The sequence below is a fragment of the Staphylococcus canis genome (genome assembly GCF_016238445.1).
Classification (GTDB): Bacteria; Bacillota; Bacilli; order Staphylococcales; family Staphylococcaceae; genus Staphylococcus; species Staphylococcus canis.
Map to the genome: position 1 here is coordinate 21,498 of NZ_JABANU010000005.1, position 25,706 is coordinate 47,203.

The 25,706-nt window shown below is 34.1% G+C and carries 25 protein-coding genes and 1 tRNA gene; 23 read left to right on the top strand and 3 right to left on the bottom strand.

Going from position 1 to position 25,706, the window contains the following annotated elements:
* The first annotated feature begins 1 nt into the window (after window position 1).
* From HHH54_RS02700 to HHH54_RS02750, 12 genes are all read left to right on the top strand, one after another.
* Window positions 2–2,350, top strand: coding sequence for an endonuclease MutS2 (locus HHH54_RS02700; protein WP_198617301.1), 2,349 nt, complete (start codon window positions 2–4; stop codon window positions 2,348–2,350).
* An 81-nt stretch (window positions 2,351–2,431) separates the two neighbouring features.
* Window positions 2,432–2,746 carry a thioredoxin gene (trxA, locus tag HHH54_RS02705; protein ID WP_198617302.1) on the top strand — a complete coding sequence of 105 codons (315 nt, stop codon included), beginning with the start codon at window positions 2,432–2,434 and terminating at the stop codon, window positions 2,744–2,746.
* A gap of 406 nt (window positions 2,747–3,152) precedes the next feature.
* Entirely contained in the window at window positions 3,153–4,943 is a 1,791-nt protein-coding gene (gene uvrC, locus HHH54_RS02710) for an excinuclease ABC subunit UvrC (RefSeq protein ID WP_198617303.1), read from the top strand.
* 159 nt (window positions 4,944–5,102) lie between these two features.
* On the top strand, window positions 5,103–5,714 hold the full coding sequence (locus HHH54_RS02715) for a succinate dehydrogenase cytochrome b558 subunit (protein ID WP_198617304.1): 612 nt from the start codon (window positions 5,103–5,105) through the stop codon (window positions 5,712–5,714).
* A 32-nt stretch (window positions 5,715–5,746) separates the two neighbouring features.
* Window positions 5,747–7,513, top strand: a complete 1,767-nt coding sequence (gene sdhA, locus HHH54_RS02720; RefSeq protein ID WP_198617305.1) for a succinate dehydrogenase flavoprotein subunit — start codon at window positions 5,747–5,749, stop codon at window positions 7,511–7,513.
* Entirely contained in the window at window positions 7,513–8,328 is an 816-nt protein-coding gene (gene sdhB, locus HHH54_RS02725; RefSeq protein WP_198617306.1) for a succinate dehydrogenase iron-sulfur subunit, read from the top strand. Before sdhA ends, sdhB begins: the two co-directional genes overlap by 1 nt.
* A gap of 214 nt (window positions 8,329–8,542) precedes the next feature.
* On the top strand, window positions 8,543–9,361 hold the full coding sequence (racE, locus tag HHH54_RS02730; protein ID WP_198617307.1) for a glutamate racemase: 819 nt from the start codon (window positions 8,543–8,545) through the stop codon (window positions 9,359–9,361).
* Window positions 9,354–9,935 (top strand): XTP/dITP diphosphatase, encoded by a 582-nt coding sequence (locus HHH54_RS02735; RefSeq protein ID WP_198617308.1) that lies wholly within the window; start codon window positions 9,354–9,356, stop codon window positions 9,933–9,935. Before racE ends, HHH54_RS02735 begins: the two co-directional genes overlap by 8 nt.
* Window positions 9,935–10,438, top strand: a complete 504-nt coding sequence (locus HHH54_RS02740; protein ID WP_198617309.1) for a YfcE family phosphodiesterase — start codon at window positions 9,935–9,937, stop codon at window positions 10,436–10,438. The genes HHH54_RS02735 and HHH54_RS02740 overlap by 1 nt, the downstream gene beginning before the upstream one ends.
* Before the next feature lie 404 nt (window positions 10,439–10,842).
* Window positions 10,843–11,154, top strand: a complete 312-nt coding sequence (locus HHH54_RS02745) for a hypothetical protein (protein WP_198617310.1) — start codon at window positions 10,843–10,845, stop codon at window positions 11,152–11,154.
* Window positions 11,155–11,883: 729 nt separating this feature from the next.
* A complete protein-coding gene (locus tag HHH54_RS11600; RefSeq protein WP_490707402.1) occupies window positions 11,884–11,973 on the top strand; it encodes a hypothetical protein in 90 nt (29 codons plus the stop codon).
* 21 nt (window positions 11,974–11,994) lie between these two features.
* Window positions 11,995–12,237, top strand: coding sequence for a hypothetical protein (locus HHH54_RS02750; RefSeq protein WP_198617311.1), 243 nt, complete (start codon window positions 11,995–11,997; stop codon window positions 12,235–12,237).
* A gap of 141 nt (window positions 12,238–12,378) precedes the next feature.
* Here the strand turns inward: HHH54_RS02750 and HHH54_RS02755 are convergent.
* Both HHH54_RS02755 and HHH54_RS02760 read right to left on the bottom strand, forming a co-directional pair.
* Window positions 12,379–12,452: transfer RNA gene (locus HHH54_RS02755), tRNA-Arg, on the bottom strand.
* 306 nt (window positions 12,453–12,758) lie between these two features.
* Window positions 12,759–14,063, bottom strand: a complete 1,305-nt coding sequence (locus HHH54_RS02760; protein WP_198617312.1) for a TrkH family potassium uptake protein — start codon at window positions 14,061–14,063, stop codon at window positions 12,759–12,761.
* A 704-nt stretch (window positions 14,064–14,767) separates the two neighbouring features.
* Between HHH54_RS02760 and HHH54_RS02765 the strand changes: the two genes are divergently transcribed.
* The 3 genes from HHH54_RS02765 to HHH54_RS02775 all read left to right on the top strand — a co-directional run bounded on the left by HHH54_RS02765 (window position 14,768) and on the right by HHH54_RS02775 (window position 15,886).
* Window positions 14,768–14,899 carry a beta-class phenol-soluble modulin gene (locus tag HHH54_RS02765; protein ID WP_198617313.1) on the top strand — a complete coding sequence of 44 codons (132 nt, stop codon included), beginning with the start codon at window positions 14,768–14,770 and terminating at the stop codon, window positions 14,897–14,899.
* 44 nt (window positions 14,900–14,943) lie between these two features.
* Window positions 14,944–15,075, top strand: a complete 132-nt coding sequence (locus tag HHH54_RS02770) for a beta-class phenol-soluble modulin (protein ID WP_198617314.1) — start codon at window positions 14,944–14,946, stop codon at window positions 15,073–15,075.
* Window positions 15,076–15,199: 124 nt separating this feature from the next.
* A complete protein-coding gene (locus HHH54_RS02775; protein ID WP_198617315.1) occupies window positions 15,200–15,886 on the top strand; it encodes a YjjG family noncanonical pyrimidine nucleotidase in 687 nt (228 codons plus the stop codon).
* 132 nt (window positions 15,887–16,018) lie between these two features.
* Here HHH54_RS02775 and HHH54_RS02780 read toward each other — a convergent pair whose 3' ends face one another.
* A complete protein-coding gene (locus tag HHH54_RS02780) occupies window positions 16,019–16,477 on the bottom strand; it encodes an N-acetyltransferase (RefSeq protein WP_198617316.1) in 459 nt (152 codons plus the stop codon).
* Window positions 16,478–16,609: 132 nt separating this feature from the next.
* Here HHH54_RS02780 and bshC point away from each other — a divergent pair, with 132 nt between their 5' ends.
* The 8 genes from bshC (at window position 16,610) to HHH54_RS02820 (ending at window position 25,671) form a co-directional block, all read left to right on the top strand.
* Entirely contained in the window at window positions 16,610–18,223 is a 1,614-nt protein-coding gene (gene bshC, locus HHH54_RS02785; RefSeq protein ID WP_198617317.1) for a bacillithiol biosynthesis cysteine-adding enzyme BshC, read from the top strand.
* 144 nt (window positions 18,224–18,367) lie between these two features.
* Window positions 18,368–18,799 carry a division/cell wall cluster transcriptional repressor MraZ gene (gene mraZ / locus HHH54_RS02790; RefSeq protein WP_198617318.1) on the top strand — a complete coding sequence of 144 codons (432 nt, stop codon included), beginning with the start codon at window positions 18,368–18,370 and terminating at the stop codon, window positions 18,797–18,799.
* A 15-nt stretch (window positions 18,800–18,814) separates the two neighbouring features.
* Window positions 18,815–19,750, top strand: coding sequence for a 16S rRNA (cytosine(1402)-N(4))-methyltransferase RsmH (gene rsmH / locus HHH54_RS02795; protein WP_198617319.1), 936 nt, complete (start codon window positions 18,815–18,817; stop codon window positions 19,748–19,750).
* 15 nt (window positions 19,751–19,765) lie between these two features.
* Window positions 19,766–20,167: a cell division protein FtsL gene (gene ftsL / locus HHH54_RS02800; RefSeq protein WP_198617320.1), complete on the top strand. Its 402-nt coding sequence runs from the start codon at window positions 19,766–19,768 to the stop codon at window positions 20,165–20,167.
* Complete coding sequence (locus tag HHH54_RS02805) at window positions 20,148–22,301, top strand: penicillin-binding protein (RefSeq protein WP_198617321.1); 2,154 nt, start codon at window positions 20,148–20,150, stop codon at window positions 22,299–22,301. Before ftsL ends, HHH54_RS02805 begins: the two co-directional genes overlap by 20 nt.
* 155 nt (window positions 22,302–22,456) lie before the next feature.
* The gene (gene mraY, locus HHH54_RS02810) at window positions 22,457–23,422 is read left to right on the top strand and encodes a phospho-N-acetylmuramoyl-pentapeptide-transferase (RefSeq protein ID WP_198617322.1); all 966 of its coding nucleotides are present in this window, start codon (window positions 22,457–22,459) and stop codon (window positions 23,420–23,422) included.
* Complete coding sequence (murD, locus tag HHH54_RS02815; RefSeq protein WP_198617323.1) at window positions 23,423–24,772, top strand: UDP-N-acetylmuramoyl-L-alanine--D-glutamate ligase; 1,350 nt, start codon at window positions 23,423–23,425, stop codon at window positions 24,770–24,772.
* 14 nt (window positions 24,773–24,786) lie between these two features.
* A complete protein-coding gene (locus HHH54_RS02820) occupies window positions 24,787–25,671 on the top strand; it encodes a cell division protein FtsQ/DivIB (protein ID WP_198617324.1) in 885 nt (294 codons plus the stop codon).
* Window positions 25,672–25,706: the final 35 nt, after the last annotated feature.

The window sequence follows — 25,706 nt, forward strand, 5'->3', positions numbered from 1 at the left end:
AATGGAACCGAAAACCTTAGAAGTTTTAGAGTTTAATAAAATTAAAGCATTAATAAAAAAAGAGGTAATCAGTAATCTAGCAGAGCGAAAAGTTGAACAATTGAAACCGGCAACTGATTTTGAAACAGTAGTATTCCAGATTGATGAAGTAGATGAAATATCACAAATTTATAATCAACAACGTTTACCAAGTTTAAGTGGATTAACTGAAATCAAGCCTTATATTAAACGGTCACAAATCGGTGGAACACTAAATGTTCAAGAATTAAATTCAATTAAACAATTAATTCAAGTTCAAAATCAATTTAAGACTTTTTACAGCCAACTTGTTGAAGAGGATGAAGGTATTAATTACCCTATTTTAGATGAACGTATGACGCGTTTACCTGTTTTATCTGCATTGTATCAATCCATTCATCAAAAATGTGATCAATATGATTTATACGATAACGCAAGTCATGAGTTACAAGCGATTCGAAGTCGAATTTCTAAAACAACTCAGAAAGTCAAAGCCCAACTCGATCGCATTGTCAAATCTACAGGAAATCAAAAGAAACTATCAGATACTATAGTAACGGTAAGAAACGAGCGTAACGTAATCCCTGTTAAAGCAGAGTATCGACAAGATTTCAATGGTATCGTACATGATCAATCTGCATCAGGACAGACACTTTATATCGAACCATCGTCAGTAGTAGAACTTAACAATCAAATTAGTCGTTATCGCAGTGAAGAAGCTACAGAAAGAAATCGTATATTGGCTGAATTAACAGGAGAAGTTGCTGAACACGCGGATGCATGCTTAGTTTCTGAAGACATTATGGGGCATTTAGACTTTTTAATCGCCAAAGCACGTTACGCTTCACAAATTAAAGCAACCAAGCCCTCATTTACAGAACATCGCTCTGTATATTTACCTAAAGCCTTTCACCCACTACTTGATTTAGAAACGGTAGTTGCGAATACCATTGAATTTGAAGAAGATATTCAAACTGTGATTATTACTGGACCTAATACTGGAGGAAAAACAGTTACGTTAAAAACATTAGGACTAATTATCTTAATGGCCCAATCCGGACTACTCATTCCTACATTAGATGGCAGTCAATTAGGTGTATTTGAAAATGTATTTTGTGATATTGGAGATGAACAATCTATCGAACAATCACTTTCAACGTTCTCTTCTCATATGAAAACGATTGTAAATATATTAGATCACGCAAATGCACGCAGTCTGATTTTATTTGATGAGCTAGGTGCAGGGACAGATCCTAGTGAAGGCGCAGCTTTAGCGATGAGTATCTTAGATTACGTTAAGGATATTGGAGCGCTTGTCATGGCTTCTACTCATTATCCGGAATTAAAGGCATATAGTTACAATAGAGCAGGCGTCATGAATGCAAGTGTCGAATTTGACGTGGATACACTTAGTCCAACTTACAAATTACTTATGGGTGTGCCTGGGAGATCAAACGCATTTGAAATCTCTAAAAGGCTTGGCTTAGATTTGAAAATCATAAACCATGCAAAATCTATGGTTGGTCAGGATGAACAAGAAATCAATGAGATGATTGCATCATTAGAACGTAATGCCAAACGTGTTGATGATCAAAAAATTGAATTAGACCGTTTAGTAAGAGAAGCACAAACACTTCATGATGATTTAACTGATGCTTACCAAAAATATCAAAACTTCGAAAATCGTTTAATGGATGAAGCGAAAGATAAAGCAAATCAAAAAGTTAAAGCTGCCACGCAAGAAGCGGATGAAATTTTAAAAGATTTACGTCAAATGCGTGATCAAAAGGGTGCTGAAGTTAAAGAACATGAACTTATTGATAAGAAAAAACAACTCGACGATCAGTACGAAGCAAAATCGATTAAACAAAATGTGAAGAAACAAAAATGGGATAAAATCAGAGCAGGGGACGAAGTGAAGGTATTGTCATATGGTCAAAAAGGTGAAGTACTCGAAGTATTAGATGACACTGAAGCGGTAGTACAAATGGGTATTATTAAAATGAAGTTACCTATTGAAGATCTTGAAAAGAAAGAAAAGGCTAAAACGGTTCAAAGTAAGGTGGTTACGCGTACTAATCGCTCTTCTGTGAAAATGGAACTGGATTTAAGAGGATATCGTTACGACGAAGCGATGGTGGAGTTAGATCAATATCTTGATCAAGCAGTATTAAGTAATTATGAAGAAGTCTATATTATCCACGGTAAAGGAACAGGAGCACTACAAAAAGGTGTGCAAAAACATTTAAAACAACATAAAAATATTGCTGATTTTAGAATGGGGTTACCTGGTGAAGGTGGATTTGGTGTTACAGTTGCTAAAATTAAATAATATCGTAAGCATTAAAAATGAAATCTATCATACCTTTTGATATAATTCGTTTATCATAGATTATTAAGGAGGCAACTTCCTATGGCAATTATTGAAGTAAATGATTCAAATTTTAATGAACAAATAAATAGTGGTGTTAAATTAGTGGATTTCTGGGCAACTTGGTGCGGACCTTGTAAAATGATTGCGCCAGTGCTTGAAGATTTAGCTGAAGAATACGATGGTAAAGCAGACATTTTAAAATTAGATGTTGACCAAAACCAAGCAACGGCAGCTAAATATGAAGTAATGAGTATTCCAACCCTTATCTTATTTAAAGATGGGCAACCTGTTGATAAAGTTGTTGGATTCCAACCTAAAGAAAACTTAGCACAAGTACTTAATAATCACTTATAATCGTGATACGATACTTTAAACAATAGGGTTGAGACTTCTTGTCTCAACCCTATTGTTTTGGAATTTGCTCATAACTATTCTATTGCTAGGAACATATTCAGATTTAATTTGCTTCAATCCTGAGTGTTCCGCAATGACCTTGATGATGAACGGTGTTTTGAGAGCTGAATTTTCATCAGAACTTCGCAATACTTCAAAATTGTAAACAATTTCTCGAATTGCTATGGTTCTGCTCAAATTCAAAACGCTCTCGCAACAACCTTGATGATAAACGGCATTTCGGAAGCAGCGTTTTCGTCAGAACTTTCGCTCCGCTTCAAAACTAAAAAACAGTTTTGAGCGTTGCTGTCGTTCTGCTCAAACGCTAAGCGCTTCCTCAATGACCTTGATGATAGTAGGTGATTTGATGGAGGATGTTCAATCTAAAATACGTCAAAAGTTATCTGTTTTGCCTATGGAGCCTGGATGTTATTTAATGAAAGATAGGCAAGATCAGGTGATTTATGTAGGTAAGGCGAAACGGTTAAGAAATCGTGTGAGATCGTATTTTACTGGTGCACACGATACTAAAACGACGCGCCTAGTTAAAGAAATTGTTGATTTCGAATTTATTGTTACATCCAGTGAGACTGAGTCGTTGTTGCTGGAGCTTAATTTAATTAAAAAGTATCAACCAAGGTATAATATCCTTTTAAAAGATGACAAAAGTTATCCTTTTATTAAAATAACAAATGAACGTCATCCTAGGTTGATTGTGACACGTAAAGTTAAGAAAGGAAGCGGAAAGTATTTTGGGCCTTATCCAAATGCATATTCTGCACATGAAACGAAAAAGTTATTAGATCGTATTTATCCATTTCGAAAATGTGATAAAATGCCAGATCGTTTGTGTTTGTATTACCATATTGGCCAATGTTTAGGTCCATGTGTGTATCAGGTAGATAAATCTGAATACGAACGTATGACAAAAGAAATAAGTGACTTTTTAAATGGTGAAGATCGTACTATTTTGAACCATTTGGAGCAGCGTATGTTATCTGCGAGTGAGAATTTAGAATTTGAACAAGCGAAAGAATATCGAGATTTAATTGAGCACATTCATAACCTTACTAAAAAACAAAAAATTATGTCTGCTGACCAAACAACACGAGATGTTTTTGGTTATAGTGTTTACAAGGGATGGATGTGTATCCAAGTTTTCTTTATTAGACGAGGTAATCTAATTGAACGAGAAGCTACAATGTTTCCGCTTCAACAAACTCCAGAAGAGGAGTTTTATACATTTATTGGCCAATTTTATCAATTAAATCAACATTTTCTTCCTAAAGAAGTACATGTTCCAAAAAATTTAGATAAAACGATGGTAGCTTCAGTGGTGGATACAAAAATAATGACACCACAACGTGGAGAGAAAAAACAATTAATTGATATGGCAAATAAAAACGCCTATATTTCGCTTGAAAACAAATTTGAAATCATTGCACGAGACGAATCGAGAACAATTAAAGCGATAGAACAGTTAGGCGATGCAATGGGGATTCAAACACCAATTCGTATTGAAGCATTTGATAATTCAAATATACAAGGTGTTGACCCGGTTTCAGCTATGGTTACGTTTGTTGATGGTAAACCAGACAAGAAAGCGTATCGCAAGTATAAAATTAAAACAGTAGAAGGCCCTGATGATTACAAGTCAATGCAAGAAGCTGTAAGACGACGATATACGAGGGTGTTGAATGAAGGACTACCTCTACCAGACTTAATCATTGTTGATGGAGGTAAAGGGCATATGTCTAGTGTTTTAGATGTACTTGAAAATGAACTCGGGTTAGATATCCCGGTAGCTGGATTAGCAAAAAACGAGAAACATCAAACTTCAGAGTTATTATATGGTGAAAACGCTCAAGTTATACCATTGAAGAAAAACAGCCAAGCTTTTTATTTATTACAACGGATTCAAGATGAAGTGCATCGGTTTGCGATAACTTTTCATCGTCAGACAAGAGCAAAGTCTGGTATGCGATCTGTTTTAGATAATGTTGAAGGTATTGGACCCAAACGTAAGACAAAATTATTGCGTACCTTCGGATCAATTAGAAAAATGAGACAAGCTTCTGTCGATGAACTCAAACAAGCGGGACTGCCAGAAAAAACAGCAAAAGCATTAGCAGAAGTTTTAAGCAAGGAAGAAATATAAAAATTTGGGATGAGAATCATTCTCATACCCAAATTTGTCACAATTAGTGTTACAATGTGATTAAGATGATTTCTTTTTTATTCAGACATGCAAACGTTTTCTTGATAGGGCAATAAAAAGAAATCAAAAAAATTATAGTAATACAGGGGGGACTTCCTTTTGGCACAATCTCAGAATCAATTCTACCTTAGAAGGTTACATTCTTTACTTGGTGTCATTCCGTTAGGTGCGTTTTTGGTTATGCATTTGATGGTAAACCATCAAGCAACTAAAGGGGTAGAAGCATTTAACAAAGCGGCTGGTTTTATGGATTCACTACCATTTTTATACGCCTTAGAAATTATTATGATTTACATACCAATTTTATATCATGCGATTTATGGTATTTATATTGCATTTACTGCAACTCATAATATCGGGCACTATTCATATATGCGTAACTGGCTTTTCTTGTTCCAACGCATTTCTGGATTGCTTTCGTTCTTGTTTATTATGATTCATATGTGGCAAACACGTATTCAAAAGTTATTTGGACAAGAAGTAAACTATGATATGATTCATGACATTGTTACAAACCCATTATGGCTTATTTTCTACATCGTTTGTATTATCGCTGTAGTATTCCACTTTGCTAATGGTTTATGGTCATTCTTAGTGACTTGGGGAATTTTACAATCTCCAAAATCACAACGAGTGTTTACTTGGGTATCATTGATTGTCTTCATCGTAGTTTCTTATATTGGCGTAAGCGCGATTTTAGCATTTGTATAAGCGTCAAATCATTTTAGGGGAGTGAAATTTCTATGGCAGAGAAGAAAATTATTGTTGTCGGTGGAGGACTTGCCGGTCTGATGGCAACAATTAAAGCAGCAGAACAGGGTGCACATGTTGATTTATTCTCAATCGTTCCTGTTAAGCGCTCTCACTCAGTTTGTGCACAGGGTGGAATTAATGGAGCAGTTAATACTAAAGGTGAAGGAGATTCCCCATGGATTCATTTTGATGATACGGTGTATGGAGGAGACTTCTTAGCAGACCAACCACCAGTTCAAAAAATGACTGAAGCTGCACCGAAAATTATTCACTTATTAGACCGTATGGGTGTTATGTTTAATAGAACAAAAGAAGGTTTATTAGATTTCCGTCGTTTCGGTGGTACACTTCATCATAGAACTGCATTTGCTGGGGCAACAACAGGTCAACAGTTATTATATGCCTTAGATGAACAAGTGCGTAGCTTCGAAGTTGATGGCTTGGTGACTAAATATGAAGGTTGGGAATTTTTAGGTATCGTTAAAGATGATGAAAATGCTGCTCGTGGTATCGTAGCTCAAAATATTACGACATCAGAAATTCAATCATTCGGTTCAGATGCTGTAATTATGGCTACTGGTGGCCCAGGTATTATTTTCGGTAAAACAACAAACTCTATGATTAATACTGGTTCTGCCGCATCTATCGCATATCAACAAGGTGTTAAATATGCGAATGGTGAGTTTATTCAAATCCATCCAACGGCAATTCCAGGTGATGATAAACTTCGCTTAATGAGTGAATCAGCTCGTGGTGAAGGTGGACGTATTTGGACATATAAAGATGGTAAACCATGGTATTTCTTAGAGGAAAAATATCCGGATTACGGAAACTTAGTACCTCGTGATATTGCTACACGTGAAATTTTTGACGTGTGTGTAAACCAAAAACTAGGTATTAATGGTGAAAACATGGTGTATCTTGATTTATCACATAAAGATCCACATGAACTTGATGTTAAACTTGGTGGTATCATTGAAATTTATGAAAAATTTACTGGTGATGACCCACGTAAAGTACCTATGAAGATATTCCCAGCGGTTCACTATTCAATGGGTGGACTATATGTGGATTATGATCAAATGACAAATATTAAGGGATTATTTGCAGCAGGAGAATGTGACTTCTCACAACATGGTGGTAACCGTTTAGGTGCGAACTCATTATTATCTGCCATCTATGGTGGTAGTGTTGCAGGACCAAATGCTGTGAAATATGTAGAAGATATTGAAACATCTTATGTTGATTTAAATGAAGATATCTATCGTAAGCGTGAAGATGAAGAGCAAGAACGCTTCGAACAATTACTCAATATGAAGGGTACGGAAAACGCTTATAAGCTACATCGTGAACTTGGTGAAATTATGACAGCTAACGTTACAGTTGTACGTCATAATGATAAATTACTAGAGACAGACAAGAAAATTGTTGAACTGATGAAACGTTATGAAGACATTGATATGGAAGATACTTCACAATGGAGTAACCAAGCAGTATTCTTTACACGTCAACTGTGGAATATGCTTGTATTAGCTCGCGTAATCACTATTGGTGCATATAATCGTAATGAATCACGTGGTGCACACTATAAACCTGAATTTCCAAATCGTAACGATGAAGAATGGTTAAAGCATACGTTAGCTGAATACAAAGGACGTTATGAAAAACCTGAATTCACTTACAAACCTGTAGATGTGAGCTTAATCGAACCTCGTAAACGTGACTACACTAGTAAGTCAAAAGGGGGTAAAAAATAATGGCTGAAACACAAGAAAAACAAACAACTGAACAACATACAGAATCACCAAAGAAAGATAAAACAGTAAAAATTATCGTAAAAAGACAAAAAGATCCAAAATCTTCTCCATATGAGGAAACATTTGTCATTCCATATCGTGAAAATATGAATGTCATTGCAGCATTAATGGAGATTCGTCGTAATCCTATTACAGAAAGTGGCGAAAAAACAACGCCAGTAACTTGGGATATGAACTGTTTAGAAGAGGTTTGTGGTGCTTGCTCAATGGTAATCAATGGACGTGCACGTCAGTCATGTTCAGCAATTATTGATCAGCTTGAACAACCAATTCGTTTAGAGCCAATGTCAACATTCCCAGTTGTTCGTGATTTACAAGTTGACCGTACACGTATGTTTGATAACTTAAAACGAATGAAAGCATGGGTACCAATTGATGGTACATATGATTTAGGACCAGGACCACGCATGCCTGAGAAAAAACGTCAAACGGCATACGAATTATCTAAATGTATGACTTGTGGTGTATGTTTAGAAGTGTGTCCAAACGTTACACCTAAAAACGATTTCGTGGGTGCTCAAGCAATTTCGCAAGTGCGTTTATTCAACTTACATCCAACAGGTTCAATGACTAAAGATGAACGTCTTGATGCTCTAATGTTACATGGTGGATTACAAGCATGTGGTAACTCACAAAACTGTGTACAAGCTTGTCCGAAAGGTATCCCACTAACAACATCGATTGCAGCATTAAATAGAGAAACATCATTCCATATGTTTAAATCATTCTTTGGTTCTGATCACAAAGTGCATTAATATATTTTAAATAGAGCTAGAACACAATAGTGTTTTGGCTCTATTTTATTTATTAGGGAAATAAGTATAAGTTAAAAGAGTATCGGAATTGTCTCAATAAGTGAGGATAGTGTATTATAGGTAGAAACACACCTCGTGTCATTAAGAATTTCTCTATTAAATTAGATGTGATAAAATAAATATTAAGAATCAATCATAGAATAGGATGAATGATATGGATAGACCGATTGGTGTCATGGACTCTGGCGTTGGAGGATTGACTGTTGCAAAAGAAATTATGAGACAACTTCCTAATGAAACCATCTATTATTTAGGTGATGTTGGTAGATGTCCATATGGTCCAAGAGACCCTGAAGAAGTTAAGCAATTTACCATTGAAATGGCTTCGTTTTTAACTCAATTTGATATTAAAATGCTAGTGATTGCATGTAATACGGCAACAGCAGTAGCATTAGATGCATTACAAAAATCGCTGAAGATACCTGTGATTGGTGTTATCGAACCAGGAGCACGAACTGCTATTATGACTACTAAAAATCAAAGTGTGCTAGTACTTGGAACAGAGGGCACAATTAAATCAGGAGCCTATCGTAAGCATATTCAAAAAATTAATCCTAGTGTTGAAGTGCGCGGAGTTGCGTGTCCAGGATTTGTGCCACTTGTTGAAGAGATGAAATATCAAGACCCAACAGTTACTAGTATTGTAATTCATCAGACGTTAAAAGCGTGGCGTCAAGTTGATGCGGATACTGTGATATTAGGATGTACGCACTATCCATTACTTTATCAACCTATTTATGATTATTTTGGGAAAAGCAAAACTGTCATTTCTTCTGGTCTAGAAACTGCTCGTGAAGTGAGTGCATTATTAACATTTAGTCATGAACACGCGAGTTATACACCAAAGCCCAAGCATCGCTTTTTTGCGAATGGGCAAGTTGAACAAATGACATATATTATTAAGGAATGGCTAAATATAGATACAGATGTCGAAAGAATATTTTTAGGCAAGGAGACAATAACACATGAATGATATCGTAATAGCATCTTCAAATAAAGGAAAAATAAATGATTTTAAGGTTATTTTTTCTGATTATAATGTGATAGGAATTAATGAATTATTGAATGATTTTGATGTTGAAGAGACAGGGAGTACCTTTGAAGAAAATGCTCGTTTAAAATCTGAAGCTGCAGCTCGATTACTAAAGAAAACTGTTATTGCGGATGATAGTGGTCTTGAAGTAGCAACTTTAAATGGCGAACCTGGAATTTATTCTGCACGATATGCTGGGCCACAAAAGAATGACGAAGATAATATTGATAAAGTACTAGAAAAACTTGGAGATGAAACGGATCGCACAGCGCGTTTCGTATGCGTAATTAGTATGACAAATGCAGATGGCGAAACGCATACTTTTAAAGGCACTGTTGATGGTGAGATTACATTAAATCGTATCGGTGAAAATGGATTTGGTTATGATCCTATTTTTTATGTTCCATCACACCAAAAAACGATGGCACAATTAACAGCAGAAGAAAAGTCTAAAATTAGTCACCGTCGTAAAGCTATTGATCAATTACAAAAATTTATTGAAGGTGAAGGTTAATGTATAAATTTATAGTAGTGAGTGATAATCACACAGAGCCAGGAGTCCTGTATGATATTTTTGATAAGCATGATGATGCAGATGCATTATTTCATTTAGGAGACTCTGAATTTAAATATGATGATACAGAACTGAGCCATTTTATACGTGTGAAAGGAAATATGGACTTTTATCCAGAGTTTCCTGAATCTCAAGTTGTACATTATGATGATATTACAATATTTTTGACGCATGGACATTTATTTGGTGTAAATACTTCTCGCGATCAACTTGCACAACAAGCAAAAGCAGAAGAAGCTCAATTTGCACTTTATGGACACACACATGTTGCACGATATGAAAATATTGACGGTGTGCATGTAATTAGTCCAGGGAGTATTTCTCAATCAAGAAGCAATATTGAAGAGACATACTGTGAATTTAAACTAGAAGACCGTGTAGGTATTATTAATTTTAGAAATCGAGAACATCAAATTATCAAAACGCAGCAAATTGAATATTAGTATTAATATGTTTTATATTTTTACACCTTTAAAATGTATACATTTTGAAGGTGATTTTTATTAAGTTATGAAAAAAGATTCAGTTGTGAGTCTATGCATTTAATATTACAACATTATAGATTATACGTATCATTGTTAACTGATGTTCTTATATTTCGATAAATGACTCTTTAAAAATTATTTTATATTGAGATGTTTAATTTGAAACACATCGGGTATCATTTTTATATTAACTATTTGTTTTCATAATTAGTATTCCAAAAAGAAATAAATATGTTAAAGCCCTACAATTCAATTGAACGATATGAGTTTAAATAAGAAAGTTTTTATGTAGAAGCTTTAAATTTTACAAACTGAGATTTCTTTGGTATACTTTTTATATCAAATCGAGGAGGTATTAGAAAATGAAAAAATTATTAAAAGTTTCAGCACTTTCTATTTCACTTGGTTTAGTTGGTTTAGCGGGTACACAAGTTCAAGCAGCAAATGAAAACGTGATGTCACAATATGAAAGAGTACAAACAAGTTATCCAGTAACTGAAACAACAGCTAATAAAGCTGTAAGTTACTCAAACGAAAACGTAATTTCACCATACGAAAGAGTACAAACAAGCTATCCAGCAAATGAAACAACAGAAAACAAAGCTGTAAGTTATTCAAATGAAAACGTGATGTCACAATATGAAAGAGTACAAACAAGCTACCCAGCTGAATAATTATAGAGTGCGCATAATTTAACTTCTATTAAGGTAAAGTTATCTATGTCATTAGGAGGGGCTAAGCCATATAAGTGGCTTAGTCCTTTTCTATTTGAATGAACTTGAAAATAAAATAGATATAAAGTGTTATAAGATCTTTCTTGTATACGAACGGATACCAAAAAGTTTATACATATGTGATACTGAACAATGCTTCATTAAAAAAATGGTATAATTAAGATAATCACAATATAATGAGAGAGTATAAGCAAATTAATAAAATTATATGTAGAAAAAGGAGGAAAGAATGCTAGAAGAAAATATCGTCTTCACAGTAGTGTCGACAATAGCAGTTATCAAAGCACTGAAAGACGATAATAAGAAATGAGGTTTCGCCCTGAATGTGGCATCTTACCTAATTAAATTTTAGCTTTTAAAAATTATGAAAACAACTTCTATAATCTTAATAATACTACTATGGTTAAACTTGTTTATTGGAAATACTTTTACAAGTACAGCGTTAACTTTAGCGACAACAATAGTTATCACTAGTCTTTGTAGAAATCGAGTAGGAAAACAAAATAGAATAAAAAATAAGGACTAGGGTAAATCCCTAGCTTAACTTTTAAGAGATACAAATATGCTAAAAACAGGAATATCAACACATGCTTATGATCGATAAAGTAATGCTGATACATAAAAATTCTCTCTAACACTAATGGTTAAATGGGCTTTTGAACGTCTGGTATGGACGCGGACGAACTGTTAAGATTAAAACAAATCAGTGGTTTAGCGTCAATGTTTAAAGGCAAAGAGTTTAGTAAAAGTTGGAAATGATAAGAAAGTAGGTAAAGACAAATGAATATGATTGAAAAAATAACAATGCTAGTTTATGGAAATCATGGATTGTCGTTTAGAGAATTACAAAGAAGAAGTGGCATATCACATTCGACATTTGCCCATATTAAAAAGGGAGATAGAAAAATAACAGGTTTGACAATTGGCACTGGTATGCGCTTATCAAAACTATATGATGAATTGGAACGCGCAGGCAAACTTAAAAAAGATGATGAGTTAATACGACAACATAGCGACCAATAAAACGGTCGCTTTTTAATTTTTGTGGACGTTTATAGTAAAATACGAGTTTTAACGATAATTAACGAAAGATAACAAAATACCGTTATATCAACGTTTAGGTTACGAGATATAACGGTATAAATACGAAATATAGCTAGTTTACGTCCTGGGAGGGATTCGAACCCCCGACCGATGGCTTAGAAGGCCATTGCTCTATCCAGCTGAGCTACCAGGACATATTAACAACACAAAAATAATTATACCTAATATCATGCTATAAATCAATAATGTTCAACGAAAAAATATAAACATTTAACACGTACTTTGAAAAAATGCGCTATAATGAAAAATTAATTGTACTTCAATAATGGAACGAAAAGCATTTAGAGTTTTGAAGTGCGAATCTACATACATAAATTAGAGATTAAGGCATTAATTTAAAGCATATTCTTTTCACCTTAATCTCTAGTTCTATGATAGTTTTTATTAAAAAACTTTTTCTTTCTGGATTGGATTGTCATTTTCATTATGCTTGCAATGTATTAAAGATATAAATTTCCTTTTGCATAATGAAATGTCTCTCTTGTTTTTCTTTGTAATAAACCGAGTAATGTAATGATACCAATTTTACCGACAATCATCGTAACGATAATAAGCAATTTTGATAAAAGACCGTATTCTGCTGAGATTCCTGTTGATAAACCAACTGTTCCAAATGCTGATATAACTTCAAACGAGATATCTTCAAAATTTAAATTTGGTTGTAAAGTGGCAATAAAAAATGTAATTACCATTGTAAATGAAAGGGCAGATAATGTGATGGCAATTGCCTTTTGCATTTGTTTATTCGGAATAGAACGTTTGAATAAATGTGCATGTTCATGACCTTTTAAAGAAGTGATAATGTAAATAATAATTAATGCAAATGTTGTAATCTTAATCCCACCAGCCGCACTAATTGGGCCGGCACCAATAAACATTAGAATCATTGTAAACATCAGTGTACCTGGCGCAACTTGACTAAAGTCAATGGTATTAAAGCCAGCTGTACGTGTAGTAACAGATTGAAAAAAGGATGCTAACACTTGGTCTGATAATGACATGCCTTTAAGTGAATGCTGTTGTTCTAAAATTAGAAAAACAATGAAACCAGCAACGATGAGTATGAAAGTCATAAGTATCGTAACTTTACTATGGAGTTGCAAATGCTTAATTTTATGTGTTGTAACGATATCGATCAACACGACATATCCTATCCCACCAGCTATGATTAAAAAAGCAATCATCAAATTCACAACAGGATCTTGGGCATAGCTGATCAAGTTATCAGAGAAAAGCGAAAATCCAGCGTTGTTTAAAGCTGATATTGAGGTAAATAAACTTGTGAATAGACCATCTGACCAACCTAATTTAGGTACAAAAACAAAAGAAAGTACAAATGTACCTAATGATTCAAACAAAACATTAAAAAATAGGATGAATTTAGCAAAATCAGTGACACTATTGATATCATCAGTATTCATTTCAAGTTGTAACAATTGATGACCTTGAATAGAGACATGCTTTTGTGAAATCATTAATGCAAACATTGATACTGCAACAATACCTATCCCACCAATTTGAATTAAAAGCATGATAACAGTTTGTCCGAATATATTAAATTGTGTTGATATATCGACAGTAGATAAGCCGGTCACTGTAAATGCGCTAGTAGCAACATAAAGCGCGTCAATGAAAGAAGTGTGTTTTTGACCGGTCCAAGGAAGATATAAAAGAAGACTACCAATTAGAGTTGTAGATAAAAAAAGTGCAATATAAAAGACAATAGGTTGCTTTTTACTATACATTTTTTAAGCCTCGGTTCTTTTTTTGATAGTATCATACCACGTTAAAATAGAAAGGCAAGCTTTTTTATAAAAAAAGAGATTGTAATTTCTACTCTATTTTTTAATAGAAATTACAATCTCAATGTTCATAGTTATATCTACTATTTATTGATTATTTTGCGAATGTATCAACTAAACCTTTGATTAATTTAATGATACCCATTACTAAGTCTGCCCAAAACATGTTTAACGCCTCCTCTGTAATTGATTTAACTGCATTATACAATACAAAGTTGATTTAGAGTTGATGAATCCCTATTTCATTCTTTCTTATGCTTAACTGTTAGTCTCTACTCATGTTTTTAACAGTTAGGCATCACTATATGTTAAGTAGTTAAAAGAAATTTTAAATTTACATATGATTAAAAAGTATATAAACATCTCTTGAAATATTGCTATTAAGCACTTTATCTCAGGAATTCCATATGCATGATAAGTTAATAAGCGTTGTATGACTCACTTGTGTATAACACTTAGGCATCATAAGTGTTTAAATTTTAGTACAAAACTAACAGTTATGTATGAAATATGTTGAGTTTAGAATTATACAACACAAAAACATCAATATTCGGTATATTAGAGTCAACAAAACAAAGCAAACAACAAACGCAATGTTTTGTTTCAATCTTAATTTAATTGAAATTAAAGTTAAGGAGTGTCGTAAAATGTCAGATTTAATTAGTGCAATCAAATCAACAGTAGAAGCAGGACTTAACGGAGAATGGACAGATATGGGATTCGGTATTGCAGATATCGTAGGTAAAGGTATCGAAGCAATCTCAGGTCTTTTCGGATAATTTGATAATCATTATAAATAAAATATAAAAAAGAGGTGTAGAAAATGTCAGACTTAATCAGTGCAATCAAATCAACAGTAGAAGCAGGACTTAACGGAGAATGGACAGATATGGGATTCGGTATTGCAGATATCGTAGCAAAAGGTATCGAAGCAATCTCAGGTCTTTTCGGATAATATAATTAATTGGACCGTGGCAATAGCTGCGGTCTTTTTTTATTGAATTGTTGTTGAGGGAATGACATCGTCTTCAGGATTTGATACACTAAATCGATACATATAATACTTTGGAGATGAGTACATGCGTTATAAAGTTATTTTACTAGATTTTGATGACACAATTGTAGATTTTCATGATGCTGAAGTAAAAGCATATGAATATTTAATGGATTATTACAATGTGCCATTAAATTTGAGAGATTATGATCAGTTTAAAGTAATTAATCAAGCTCATTGGGAAGCATTTCAACGTGGAGAACTATCTCGTCGGGAAGTTTTAAGTTTCAGATTTATTGAAACGTTTAAACATTACGGTATGACTGTAGATGGCGAAGAAGCAGATGTTATTTTCAGAGATGGCTTAGCCAAAGCACCTATAAAATTGTTAGAAGGTATGGATCGCTTACTTGATGATATGAAACATAAAGTTACAATAGCAATTGTGACGAATGGTGTTAAAGATACTCAAGAAAGACGAATAAGTCAAATGGCAATACAAGATATGATAAGCCATATATTTATTTCAGATGAGCTTGGTGTCCAAAAGCCTAAAGTGGAGTTTTTCGAAAAAGTATTTGAGGCGATGCCTGAATACGAGCGAAGTGATTTTTTAATTGTTGGGGACTCGTTAACATCAGATATTCAAGGGGGTATCAATGCTGGAATTGATACATGTTGGTATAACCATCGTCTGCAAGATAATCAAACTTTTATACAACCTACATACACCATTACACACATCAAAGAGTTACATCATATAATTTATTAGAGATTGTAATAAGGCAAAGTTTGTACCTGCTTTAGAAGGGCAGTTTATAAGGCGTCTAACTATGTAATGAAATCAAAATTAATGTTTAAAACTGCCCTAAACTAAAGTTAAATTGCAAGTTTTAATATATTATTAAGAGTTCAAATGTTGAGGATCCCAAATTAAAATGTCATGCCCATCATCATTTTTAGCTTCAAGGTCTTTGAATCCATTTCGAATGAAAAAGTCTTTAGATTCGAAGCGCGCAATCGCTTTAATAGGTAGATTAAAAGATTTGGCGAAGTCTAATAACTGGGAGCCATACCCTTTATTTTGATACTTACTTAAAACCTCTAACTTCCAAACTACTAAATAATCATCATAATCTGGGAAGAATGTTTCTTCTACTTCTCCTTTACGGTATAGTGCCATGCGTGCGCCAATTGTTTCTCCTACGTAAATACCGTAAAAAGGAGATTCAGAACTTGCATCAATCATTTCTCCATGTAATTCATCAACCATATACAGATCTTTATTACCAAAGTTTTTACGAAAAGCTTCAAAAAGTTCCTCAGTTTTGTAATTAATGTCAAGATGTTTCACTTTAGTCATTTCAATCCCCCCTTATTTGTATTACTATAATTATAACTTATTTATCTAATTATATGAAGTAAGCCGTTAGATTGTCAGATTTAGGAGGAACAATTATACTTATAACGAATATGTTTTAAGGAGAATTTATACATGGAGTGTTTAAATATAAAAATAGACGAAAAAGATCAATTTATTTTGAAATTAATGAACCAAGAACCGTCTGTTTTACAATTTTTTGATTATGATCCTAATGTGATGACTAGTTTTGAAAAACGTATGGATCAACCGAGTAACAGTAGAGAAGAAGCTATTGCAAATGTGATTCGACAATATATGTCGGATCTTGAATTAACACCTGAGCAAGAGCAATCGCTACAGGCATTAGAAACAGGTGCAAAGGTTGTTATAGGTGGACAACAAGCCGGCTTATTTACAGGGCCTTTATATACATTTCATAAAATTGTGTCTATTATTATTAAATCTAATGAACTTGAAGAAAAGTTCCAAAAACCAGTTGTTCCGGTGTTCTGGATAGCGGGAGAAGATCACGATTTTGATGAAGTCAATCATACTTATGTAATGAGAGAACGCGATGGGCTTTTAGAGAAGGTTAAATATCACACGATGACACCGCCGACGACATCAGTTTCTCATTATAAACCAGATCAAGAAGCACTACATGAAGCATTAACACACTACTTTAAAATGCTTCCAGAAACGAAATATTCAAAAACATTATATACTCAATTAAAGCAAATGATTGAAACTGTAACAAATTGGACAGAACTGTTTAAGAAAATGGTACATGAATGTTTTAAAAGTAAAGGGCTTTTGTTGATAGATTCTCAGTATGGACCATTACGTACGATTGAAAAACCGTTGCTAAATCAAATTGTCGAGCAACATCAAAAAATTGATGATGCATTTCGTGATATGCAAGTTCAAACCCAAGGACAGGGTTTAGACGCGATGATTATGACAGATACAAATGTGCATTTATTTTTAGAAGTTGATGGGCAAAGACAACTCCTTAAATATGAAAATGGAGTGTATCGAGTAAATAAAACAGATGACACATATTCCAAAGCGGAATTAGAGCATCTTATCGAAACGAATCCTGAACGATTTTCTAATAATGTCGTTACTAGACCACTTATGCAAGAATGGTTATTTAATACAGTAGCATTTGTGGGAGGTCCTAGTGAAATAAAATATTGGGCAGAACTTAAAGGTGTATTTCGTTTATTTGATATTGAGATGCCTATCGTATTACCAAGGATGCGTATGACTTATATTACTTCAAAAGCACAAAAACTATTACATCAGTATCAAATTGAAGCAAGTCAAGTTATACAAAGTGGAATTGACGATGCAAAAGACGCTTTCATAAGAGCACAAGCTTCAGATCAAGTTTTAGATGACATTGATAATATGATTGAGCAACAAAATCTTTTTTATCAACAGCTTGAAACAGAAATGTCTAAAACAGAAGACAATCGTCGTTTACTTAAGAAAAATCATGAAATCCAATTACATCAGTATCAATTTCTAAAACGTCGTTATTTACGTAATATTGAGAGAGAGAATGAGGTTAGTATGCGTCATTTCGCACAGCTAACACATACGCTTCATCCTATGGGAGGGTTACAAGAAAGAGTGTGGAACCCACTACAATTACTTAATATTTACGGAATGGATATATTTACCTCCACCACATATCCTCCACTTCGTTATACTTTCGATCAAATCGTTATACAAATATAGATATAAACACAGTTTAGAGCAATTCGTTAAATGACGGATTGCTCTTTTTTTAACTTGAAAGAAAAATTTTATATCAATTTTACATAATTAGTGGAGGATAGTGGGGAGATGTGGTAAATTATAAATATGGTGAGGTGACATAGGATGTTCATGGGAGAGTACGAAAATAAACTCGACGCAAAAGGTCGAATGATTGTACCAGCTAAGTTCAGACAACAATTGAATGAACGTTTTATTATCACCAGAGGCCTAGATAAATGTTTGTTTGGCTATACAATTGAAGAGTGGCAAACTATTGAAGAAAAACTCAAAACCTTACCAATGACAAAACGTGATGCACGGAAGTTCACACGTATGTTTTTCTCAGGTGCGACTGAAGTTGAGTTAGACAAACAAGGACGAATAAATATTCCAAGTACATTAAGGCAATATGCCAATCTAGATAAGGATTGTACCGTAATCGGTGTTTCGAATCGTATCGAAATATGGGATAGAGCAGCTTGGAATGATTTTTATGATGAATCTGAAGATAATTTTGAAGAGATCGCTGAAGATTTAATTGATTTCGATTTTTAAAATGGAGGGATAGCAGTGTTTCATCACATTAGCGTGTTGTTAAAGGAAACCGTCGACCAACTTAATATTAAGCCAGACGGTATTTATATCGATTGCACGTTAGGTGGTGCAGGGCACTCATCTTATTTATTAAGTAAATTGTCAGATGAAGGACGCTTAATTGCTTTTGATCAAGATATAACTGCAATTGAACATGCACAAGAAAAGTTGAAAGCACATCATCACCAAGTGACATTTATACACCAAAATTTTAGAAATTTAAGTCAAGTTTTAGACGAGTTAAATATTGATAAGGTTGATGGCATTTTATACGACTTAGGTGTTTCAAGTCCTCAATTAGACGTGCCTGAAAGAGGTTTTAGTTACCATTATGACGCAAAACTTGATATGCGAATGGATCAAACGCAATCATTATCTGCGTATGAAGTGGTCAATGAGTGGTCCTATGAAGCACTAGTCAAGATTTTTTTCCGCTATGGCGAAGAGAAATTCTCTAAACAAATTGCACGTCGTATTGAAGCGAAACGCCGTGAACACCCAATTGAGACAACCTTTGAATTAGTAGAGTGTATTAAAGAAGGAATACCAGCTAAAGCACGTAGAACAGGTGGTCATCCTGCTAAACGTGTCTTTCAAGCTATACGTATTGCTGTAAATGATGAGCTTAAAGCGTTTGAAGATTCACTAGAACAAGCAATCCAACGTGTTAATATTCATGGAAGAATTTCAGTGATTACTTTCCATTCACTTGAAGATCGCTTATGTAAGCAAATGTTTCAAGAATATGAGAAAGGTCCTGAGGTTCCTAGAGGTTTGCCAGTGATCCCTGAAGCGTATACACCTAAGCTTAAACGTGTAAATCGTAAGCCGATCATAGCGAGTCAAGATGACTTGGATCAAAATAATAGAGCGAGAAGTGCAAAGTTAAGAGTAGCAGAAATATTGAAGTAAAGGGGAGAAAATAAAATGGCTGTTGAAAAGATATACGAACCTTATCATTTACACGAAACAGAGCCTCAAGTAGCACCTAAGCAACAACCAAAAGTAGATCAAAAGCCGATAAAAAAGCAAATTGTAGTTAAGTTAACTAAATTTGAAAAAATGTTATACATAACGCTTGTTACGTTGATTGCGGTGGTTAGCATTTATCTCCTGTCATTAAAGATGGATGCATATGATACACGAGGTAAAATTGCAGATTTGGATTATAAAATTGAACAACAATCTAGTCAAAATAGCGCATTAAAATCTGAAACTATGAAAAACGCTTCATATGAACGCATCTATAAAAAAGCTGAAGAACAAGGCATGAGTCTCAAGAACGACAATGTAAAGGTAGTGCGTAATAATGGCGAGACGAAAAATTAAAATCAAAAAAAATAAACTAGGAGCAGTCCTCCTGATCAGCTTTTTCGGACTGCTCTTTTTTCTATTGGTTTTACGATACAGTTTTGTAATGATTACAGGTCAATCTTCTGGCCAAAACCTCATTACAAAAGCAAATGAAAAGTATTTATCGAATTTAGAAGAACAGGCGCAACGGGGAACAATTTATGACCGAAATGGCAAGGTGTTAGCTGAAGATGTAGACCGTTTCCGTTTAGCAGCTGTAATTGACAAAAGAGCAAGTCAAGATACTGATAAGCCTAGACATGTCGTTGATAAAGATAAAACAGCTAAAAAACTTGCAACTGTTATCGATATGTCTGAAGCAGATATTAAAAAAAGGTTAAATATGAAAAAGGCATTTCAGGTCGAATTTGGTAAAGCAGGCCAAAACTTAACTTATCAAGATAAAGAAAAAATAGAAGAAATGAAATTACCAGGTATTACGATGTATCCAGAAGTGCAACGTTTTTATCCAAATGGTAACTTTGCCTCCCATCTCATAGGTATGGCACAAAAAGATCCAGATACGAGAGAACTTAAAGGAGCTCTAGGTGTTGAAAAGATATTTGATAGTTACTTATCAGGTGAAAATGGTCAAGCTTCTTTCGTTAAAGATATATGGGGCTATATCGTTCCAAATTCAAAAAACGAGAAAGCACCACAAAGAGGTGACGATGTTCATTTAACAATCGACTCAAATATCCAAGTTTTTGTCGAAGAAGCGTTAGACAAAATGGTTGAGCGATATAAACCAAAAGATTTGTTTACGGTGGTTATGGATGCTAAGACAGGCGAAATTCTAGCTTACAGTCAACGTCCAACGTTTAACCCAGATACCGGAGAAAACTTTGGTGAGAAGTGGGCGAATGACTTATATCAAAACACATATGAGCCAGGATCTACATTTAAAACATATGGTTTAGCTGCTGCAATTCAAGAAGGTGTATTTGATCCTAAGAAAAAATATCAATCAGGTTATCGTGACATTCAAGGGTCTCGTATTTATGACTGGAATAAAAAAGGCTGGGGCAAAATCACTATGGGATTAGGTTTTACCTATTCTTCAAATACATTAATGATGAAACTTCAAGACCTTGTTGGTGCCGATAAAATGCAATCATGGTATGAAAAGTTTGGTTTTGGTAAAACGACAGGGAGCTTGTTTGATGGAGAACAACCTGGCCATATTGCATGGGATAATGAGTTAATGCAAAAAACTTCCGCATTTGGACAATCGACAACTGTCACACCAGCTCAAATGATTCAAGCGCAATCAGCGTTCTTCAATAAAGGTAACATGTTAAAACCTTATTTTGTACAATCTATCACGGATCCAGTGCATAAAAAAACGTTTTATAAAGGTGAACGTCAAGTAGTAGGTAAACCTGTTACAGAAAAAACGGCTAACAAAGTTTTAGAGCAACTTGATCAAGTTGTAAATAGTAAAGACAGTCATGCGCAGAACTTCCGTATTGATGGTTATCGTATTGGTGGTAAAACAGGTACAGCACAAGTTGCTGACCCTGAAAATGGCGGATATGTTCAAGGTGCGAATCCTTATTTTGTAAGCTTTATTGGACATGCACCAAGTAAAAACCCTAAAGTTCTCGTTTATTCAGGTATGAGCTTGGCTCAAAAAAATGACCAAGAAGCTTATGAGTTAGGGCCAGGATTAGCTTTTACATCGATTATGCAAAATACACTACAGTACCTTAACATTGGTAGTGATAAAGTAGATACAGGCGCAACGATTCATAAAGTTCCAGACGTTACAAATAAAAGTGTTGATAGTGGAGAAGACACGCTAAAAGGCAAACAATTTAATCCAGTTGTTATTGGTAGTGGAAACAAAATCGTTCAACAATCACCAGTTTCAGGTGAAAGATTACCAAATAGTAACGTCTTACTTATGACTGATGGTGACTTGACAATGCCTGATATGACAGGTTGGACACGCGATGATGTTATTGCTTTTGAAGGTTTAACAGGGGTTAAAGTACAAGTTGAAGGTAATGGATTCGTGACCTCTCAAAGTGTTTCAGCTCAAACACCTATTGATTCAAAAACAAATATTCAAATTAAAATGAGTTCAGACCAAACGAATAGTTCTTAAATGAATGATTCTTAGTTAAAATGATAAACCTGGAGGAGTGAAAGGCGATTTAAGTACTTCATGCCTCTAGGGTCTTATCATAACTATCGTTTGATACCTTAAATGAGGGATAGATTTTAGGTCTAAAAATAAAACAGAGTTTAAAGGAGTAAATTATGGGTATCTTTAGTGCAATTATCGCATTTTTAATCACAGTTATTTTAGTTCCGATTTTAATACCGACTTTGAAGAAAATGAAATTTGGACAGAGTATTCGTGAAGAAGGTCCGAAAAGTCATATGAAAAAGACAGGCACACCAACTATGGGAGGATTAACATTCTTAATTGGTGCAATTGTTACAACGATTATAGCAAGTTTATTTGTTGAACCAGCAAGTCCATTGTTATTGCTACTCTTTGTAACAATTGGTTTTGGCTTAATAGGATTTATCGACGACTATATTATTGTTGTTAAAAAGAATAATCAGGGTTTAACGAGTAAACAAAAGTTACTTGCGCAAATTTTAATAGCTGTTATTTTCTTCTTTGTAGCTAAAGGGTTAAATGCTTTTGATTTCTCAACGAATATCAACATTCCATTCACTGATGCTGGCATTCCATTGTCATTTGCTTACGTAATTTTTATTATTTTCTGGCAAGTTGGATTTTCAAATGCAGTGAATTTAACGGATGGTCTTGATGGATTAGCGACAGGTTTATCCATTATCGGATTTACAATGTACGCGATTATGAGTTTTGTGCTTGATCAACCTGCTATTGGTATTTTCTGTATTATCATGATTGCTGCTTTAGCTGGCTTTTTACCATACAATTTAAATCCTGCAAAAGTATTTATGGGAGATACGGGAAGTTTAGCATTAGGTGGTATTTTTGCAACAATCTCAATCATGCTAAATCAAGAGCTATCATTACTGTTTGTTGGACTTGTTTTTGTATTAGAAACATTATCAGTCATGATTCAAGTAACTTCATTTAAATTAACAGGTAAACGTATTTTCAAAATGAGTCCGCTCCATCATCATTTTGAGTTAGTCGGATGGAGTGAATGGAAAGTGGTTACAGTATTTTGGACAGTGGGACTGATTACTGGACTTATTGGATTATGGATTGGAGTGAATTAATTGATTAATTATACTGGTTTGAAAGACCGAAAAGTACTTGTTATTGGTTTAGCTAAAAGTGGTTATGAATCAGCAAAGTTATTGCATCGTCTAGGTGCAGAGGTCACAGTTAATGATGGCAAAGACCTCTCAAATGATCCGCATGCTAAAGATTTAGAAGCTATGGGCATTACAGTTGTTGGTGGATCACATCCACTCGCTTTATTAGATGAAAGTCCCGTGATTTTTAAAAATCCAGGTATCCCATATACAGTGCCGATTATTCAGGAAGCACAAAACAGAGATCTAACTATTTTGACAGAAGTTGAATTAAGCTATCTCGTATCAGAAGCGCCAATTATTGGTATTACTGGAACAAATGGGAAGACAACAGTGACATCTTTAATAGGAGATATGTTCGATAAAAGCCGAGAAAATGGTCGCCTAGCAGGAAATATCGGTTATGTTGCTTCAAAAGTAGCATCAGAGGTCAAAGCGAATGAATATTTAGTTACAGAGCTATCTTCTTTTCAATTATTAGGAATACAACAATTTAGACCACATATTGCGATTATCACTAATATTTATTCTGCACACCTCGACTACCATGAAACTTTAGAAAACTATCAAAATGCGAAAAAAAGAATTTATCAAAACCAAACTGAAAGTGATTATCTTATTTTCAACTATCATCAACGTCACTTAATTGATACGTCTGAGATTAAGTCTAAAGTATTATATTTCTCGACAGAACATCCTGTTGAGGGTATTTATGTTGAAAATAATTATATAGTATATAATGACGTTCGGATTATACATTTAGACGACATTGTACTTCCAGGTCAACATAATCTTGAAAATATTTTAGCATCAGTACTTGCAGCAATTTTAGCTGGCGTGTCTATTAGTGCAATTATTCAATCACTTACAACATTTTCAGGCATTGAACATCGATTACAATACATTGGTAATAATAAAACAAATAAATATTACAACGATTCAAAGGCTACAAACGTTCTAGCCACACAATTTGCTTTAAACGCATTCCAACAACCTATTATTTGGTTATGTGGTGGTCTAGATCGTGGAAATGGTTTTGATGAACTTATTCCTTATATGGAACATGTGCGAGTGGTCGTGGCGTTTGGACAAACTCAAGAAAAGTTTGTGAAACTAGGTGAGAGCCAAGGTAAATACGTAATACGCGCAAAAGACGTTGTAGATGCAGTCGATCAAGTTCAAGAAGTCATTGAACCCAATGACGTTGTACTTTTATCGCCAGCCTGCGCAAGTTGGGACCAATATGATACCTTTGAACAACGCGGTGAAATGTTTATAAATGCTTTCCGTAAACATTTACCATCTCATTAAAGGATGTGTCGTTCATGAGTGAAGAGATTCCACAAATACAAAATGAATATCTTAAAGAAAAACGTAAAAAACAATTGCGTAAACGACGTCGTATTCAAAGAAATGTGATTGCCCTACTCATCCTATTAGTTATATTTATTTTGTTATATATGTTTACACCTGTAAGTAAAATTACTTCGGTTACAGTAAAAGGGAATCACAATGTATCAGAAAGTGAGATAAAAAAAGCGTTAAACATTGAAAAACAGCCGCGAACTTATGCCTACTCATCCAGAAAGGCAGAAAAAAGATTGGAGTCTCATGATCTAATTCAATCGGCTCAAGTTAAGAAAGGTTTATTTAACCATATAACAGTCGAAATTGATGAATACAAAATTGTAGGAATAAGCGCTCAGAAAAATAAAGACGTACCCATTTTAGAAACTGGTAAAGCATTAACGCAATTTAGAGGGACACTTCCAAATGATGCACCATTTTTATCAGGTTTTAAAGGTTCAACTAAAAGGGAAATGGTCAAAGCATTGAGTAAAATGGATAATCAAACACGTGCTCAAATTTCAGAAATTGTATATGCGCCGCAAAAAAATGAAAGTCATTTAATACAATTGTTTATGAAAGATGGTATTGAAGTTCTAGGCAATATAAACTCTATCAATCAAAAGTTAAAATACTATCCTAGTATGTCTAAAGCACTTGAAAGAGATGAAACAGGTGAACTCAAAAAATCAGGATATATCGATTTATCTGTGGGAGCGACGTTTATTCCATATGAAAACGTTAAAAATGATGAAATGAACTCAGCTAGTGCTAAAGATGTACAAAAAAGTTCTGTTTCAACAAATGAAGCAAAAGAAGCGTTACAAAAAGCATTAAATAAGATTAAAGAAGAAGAAAAATGATACATGAATAAAATCATTACACATAACAATGCTAA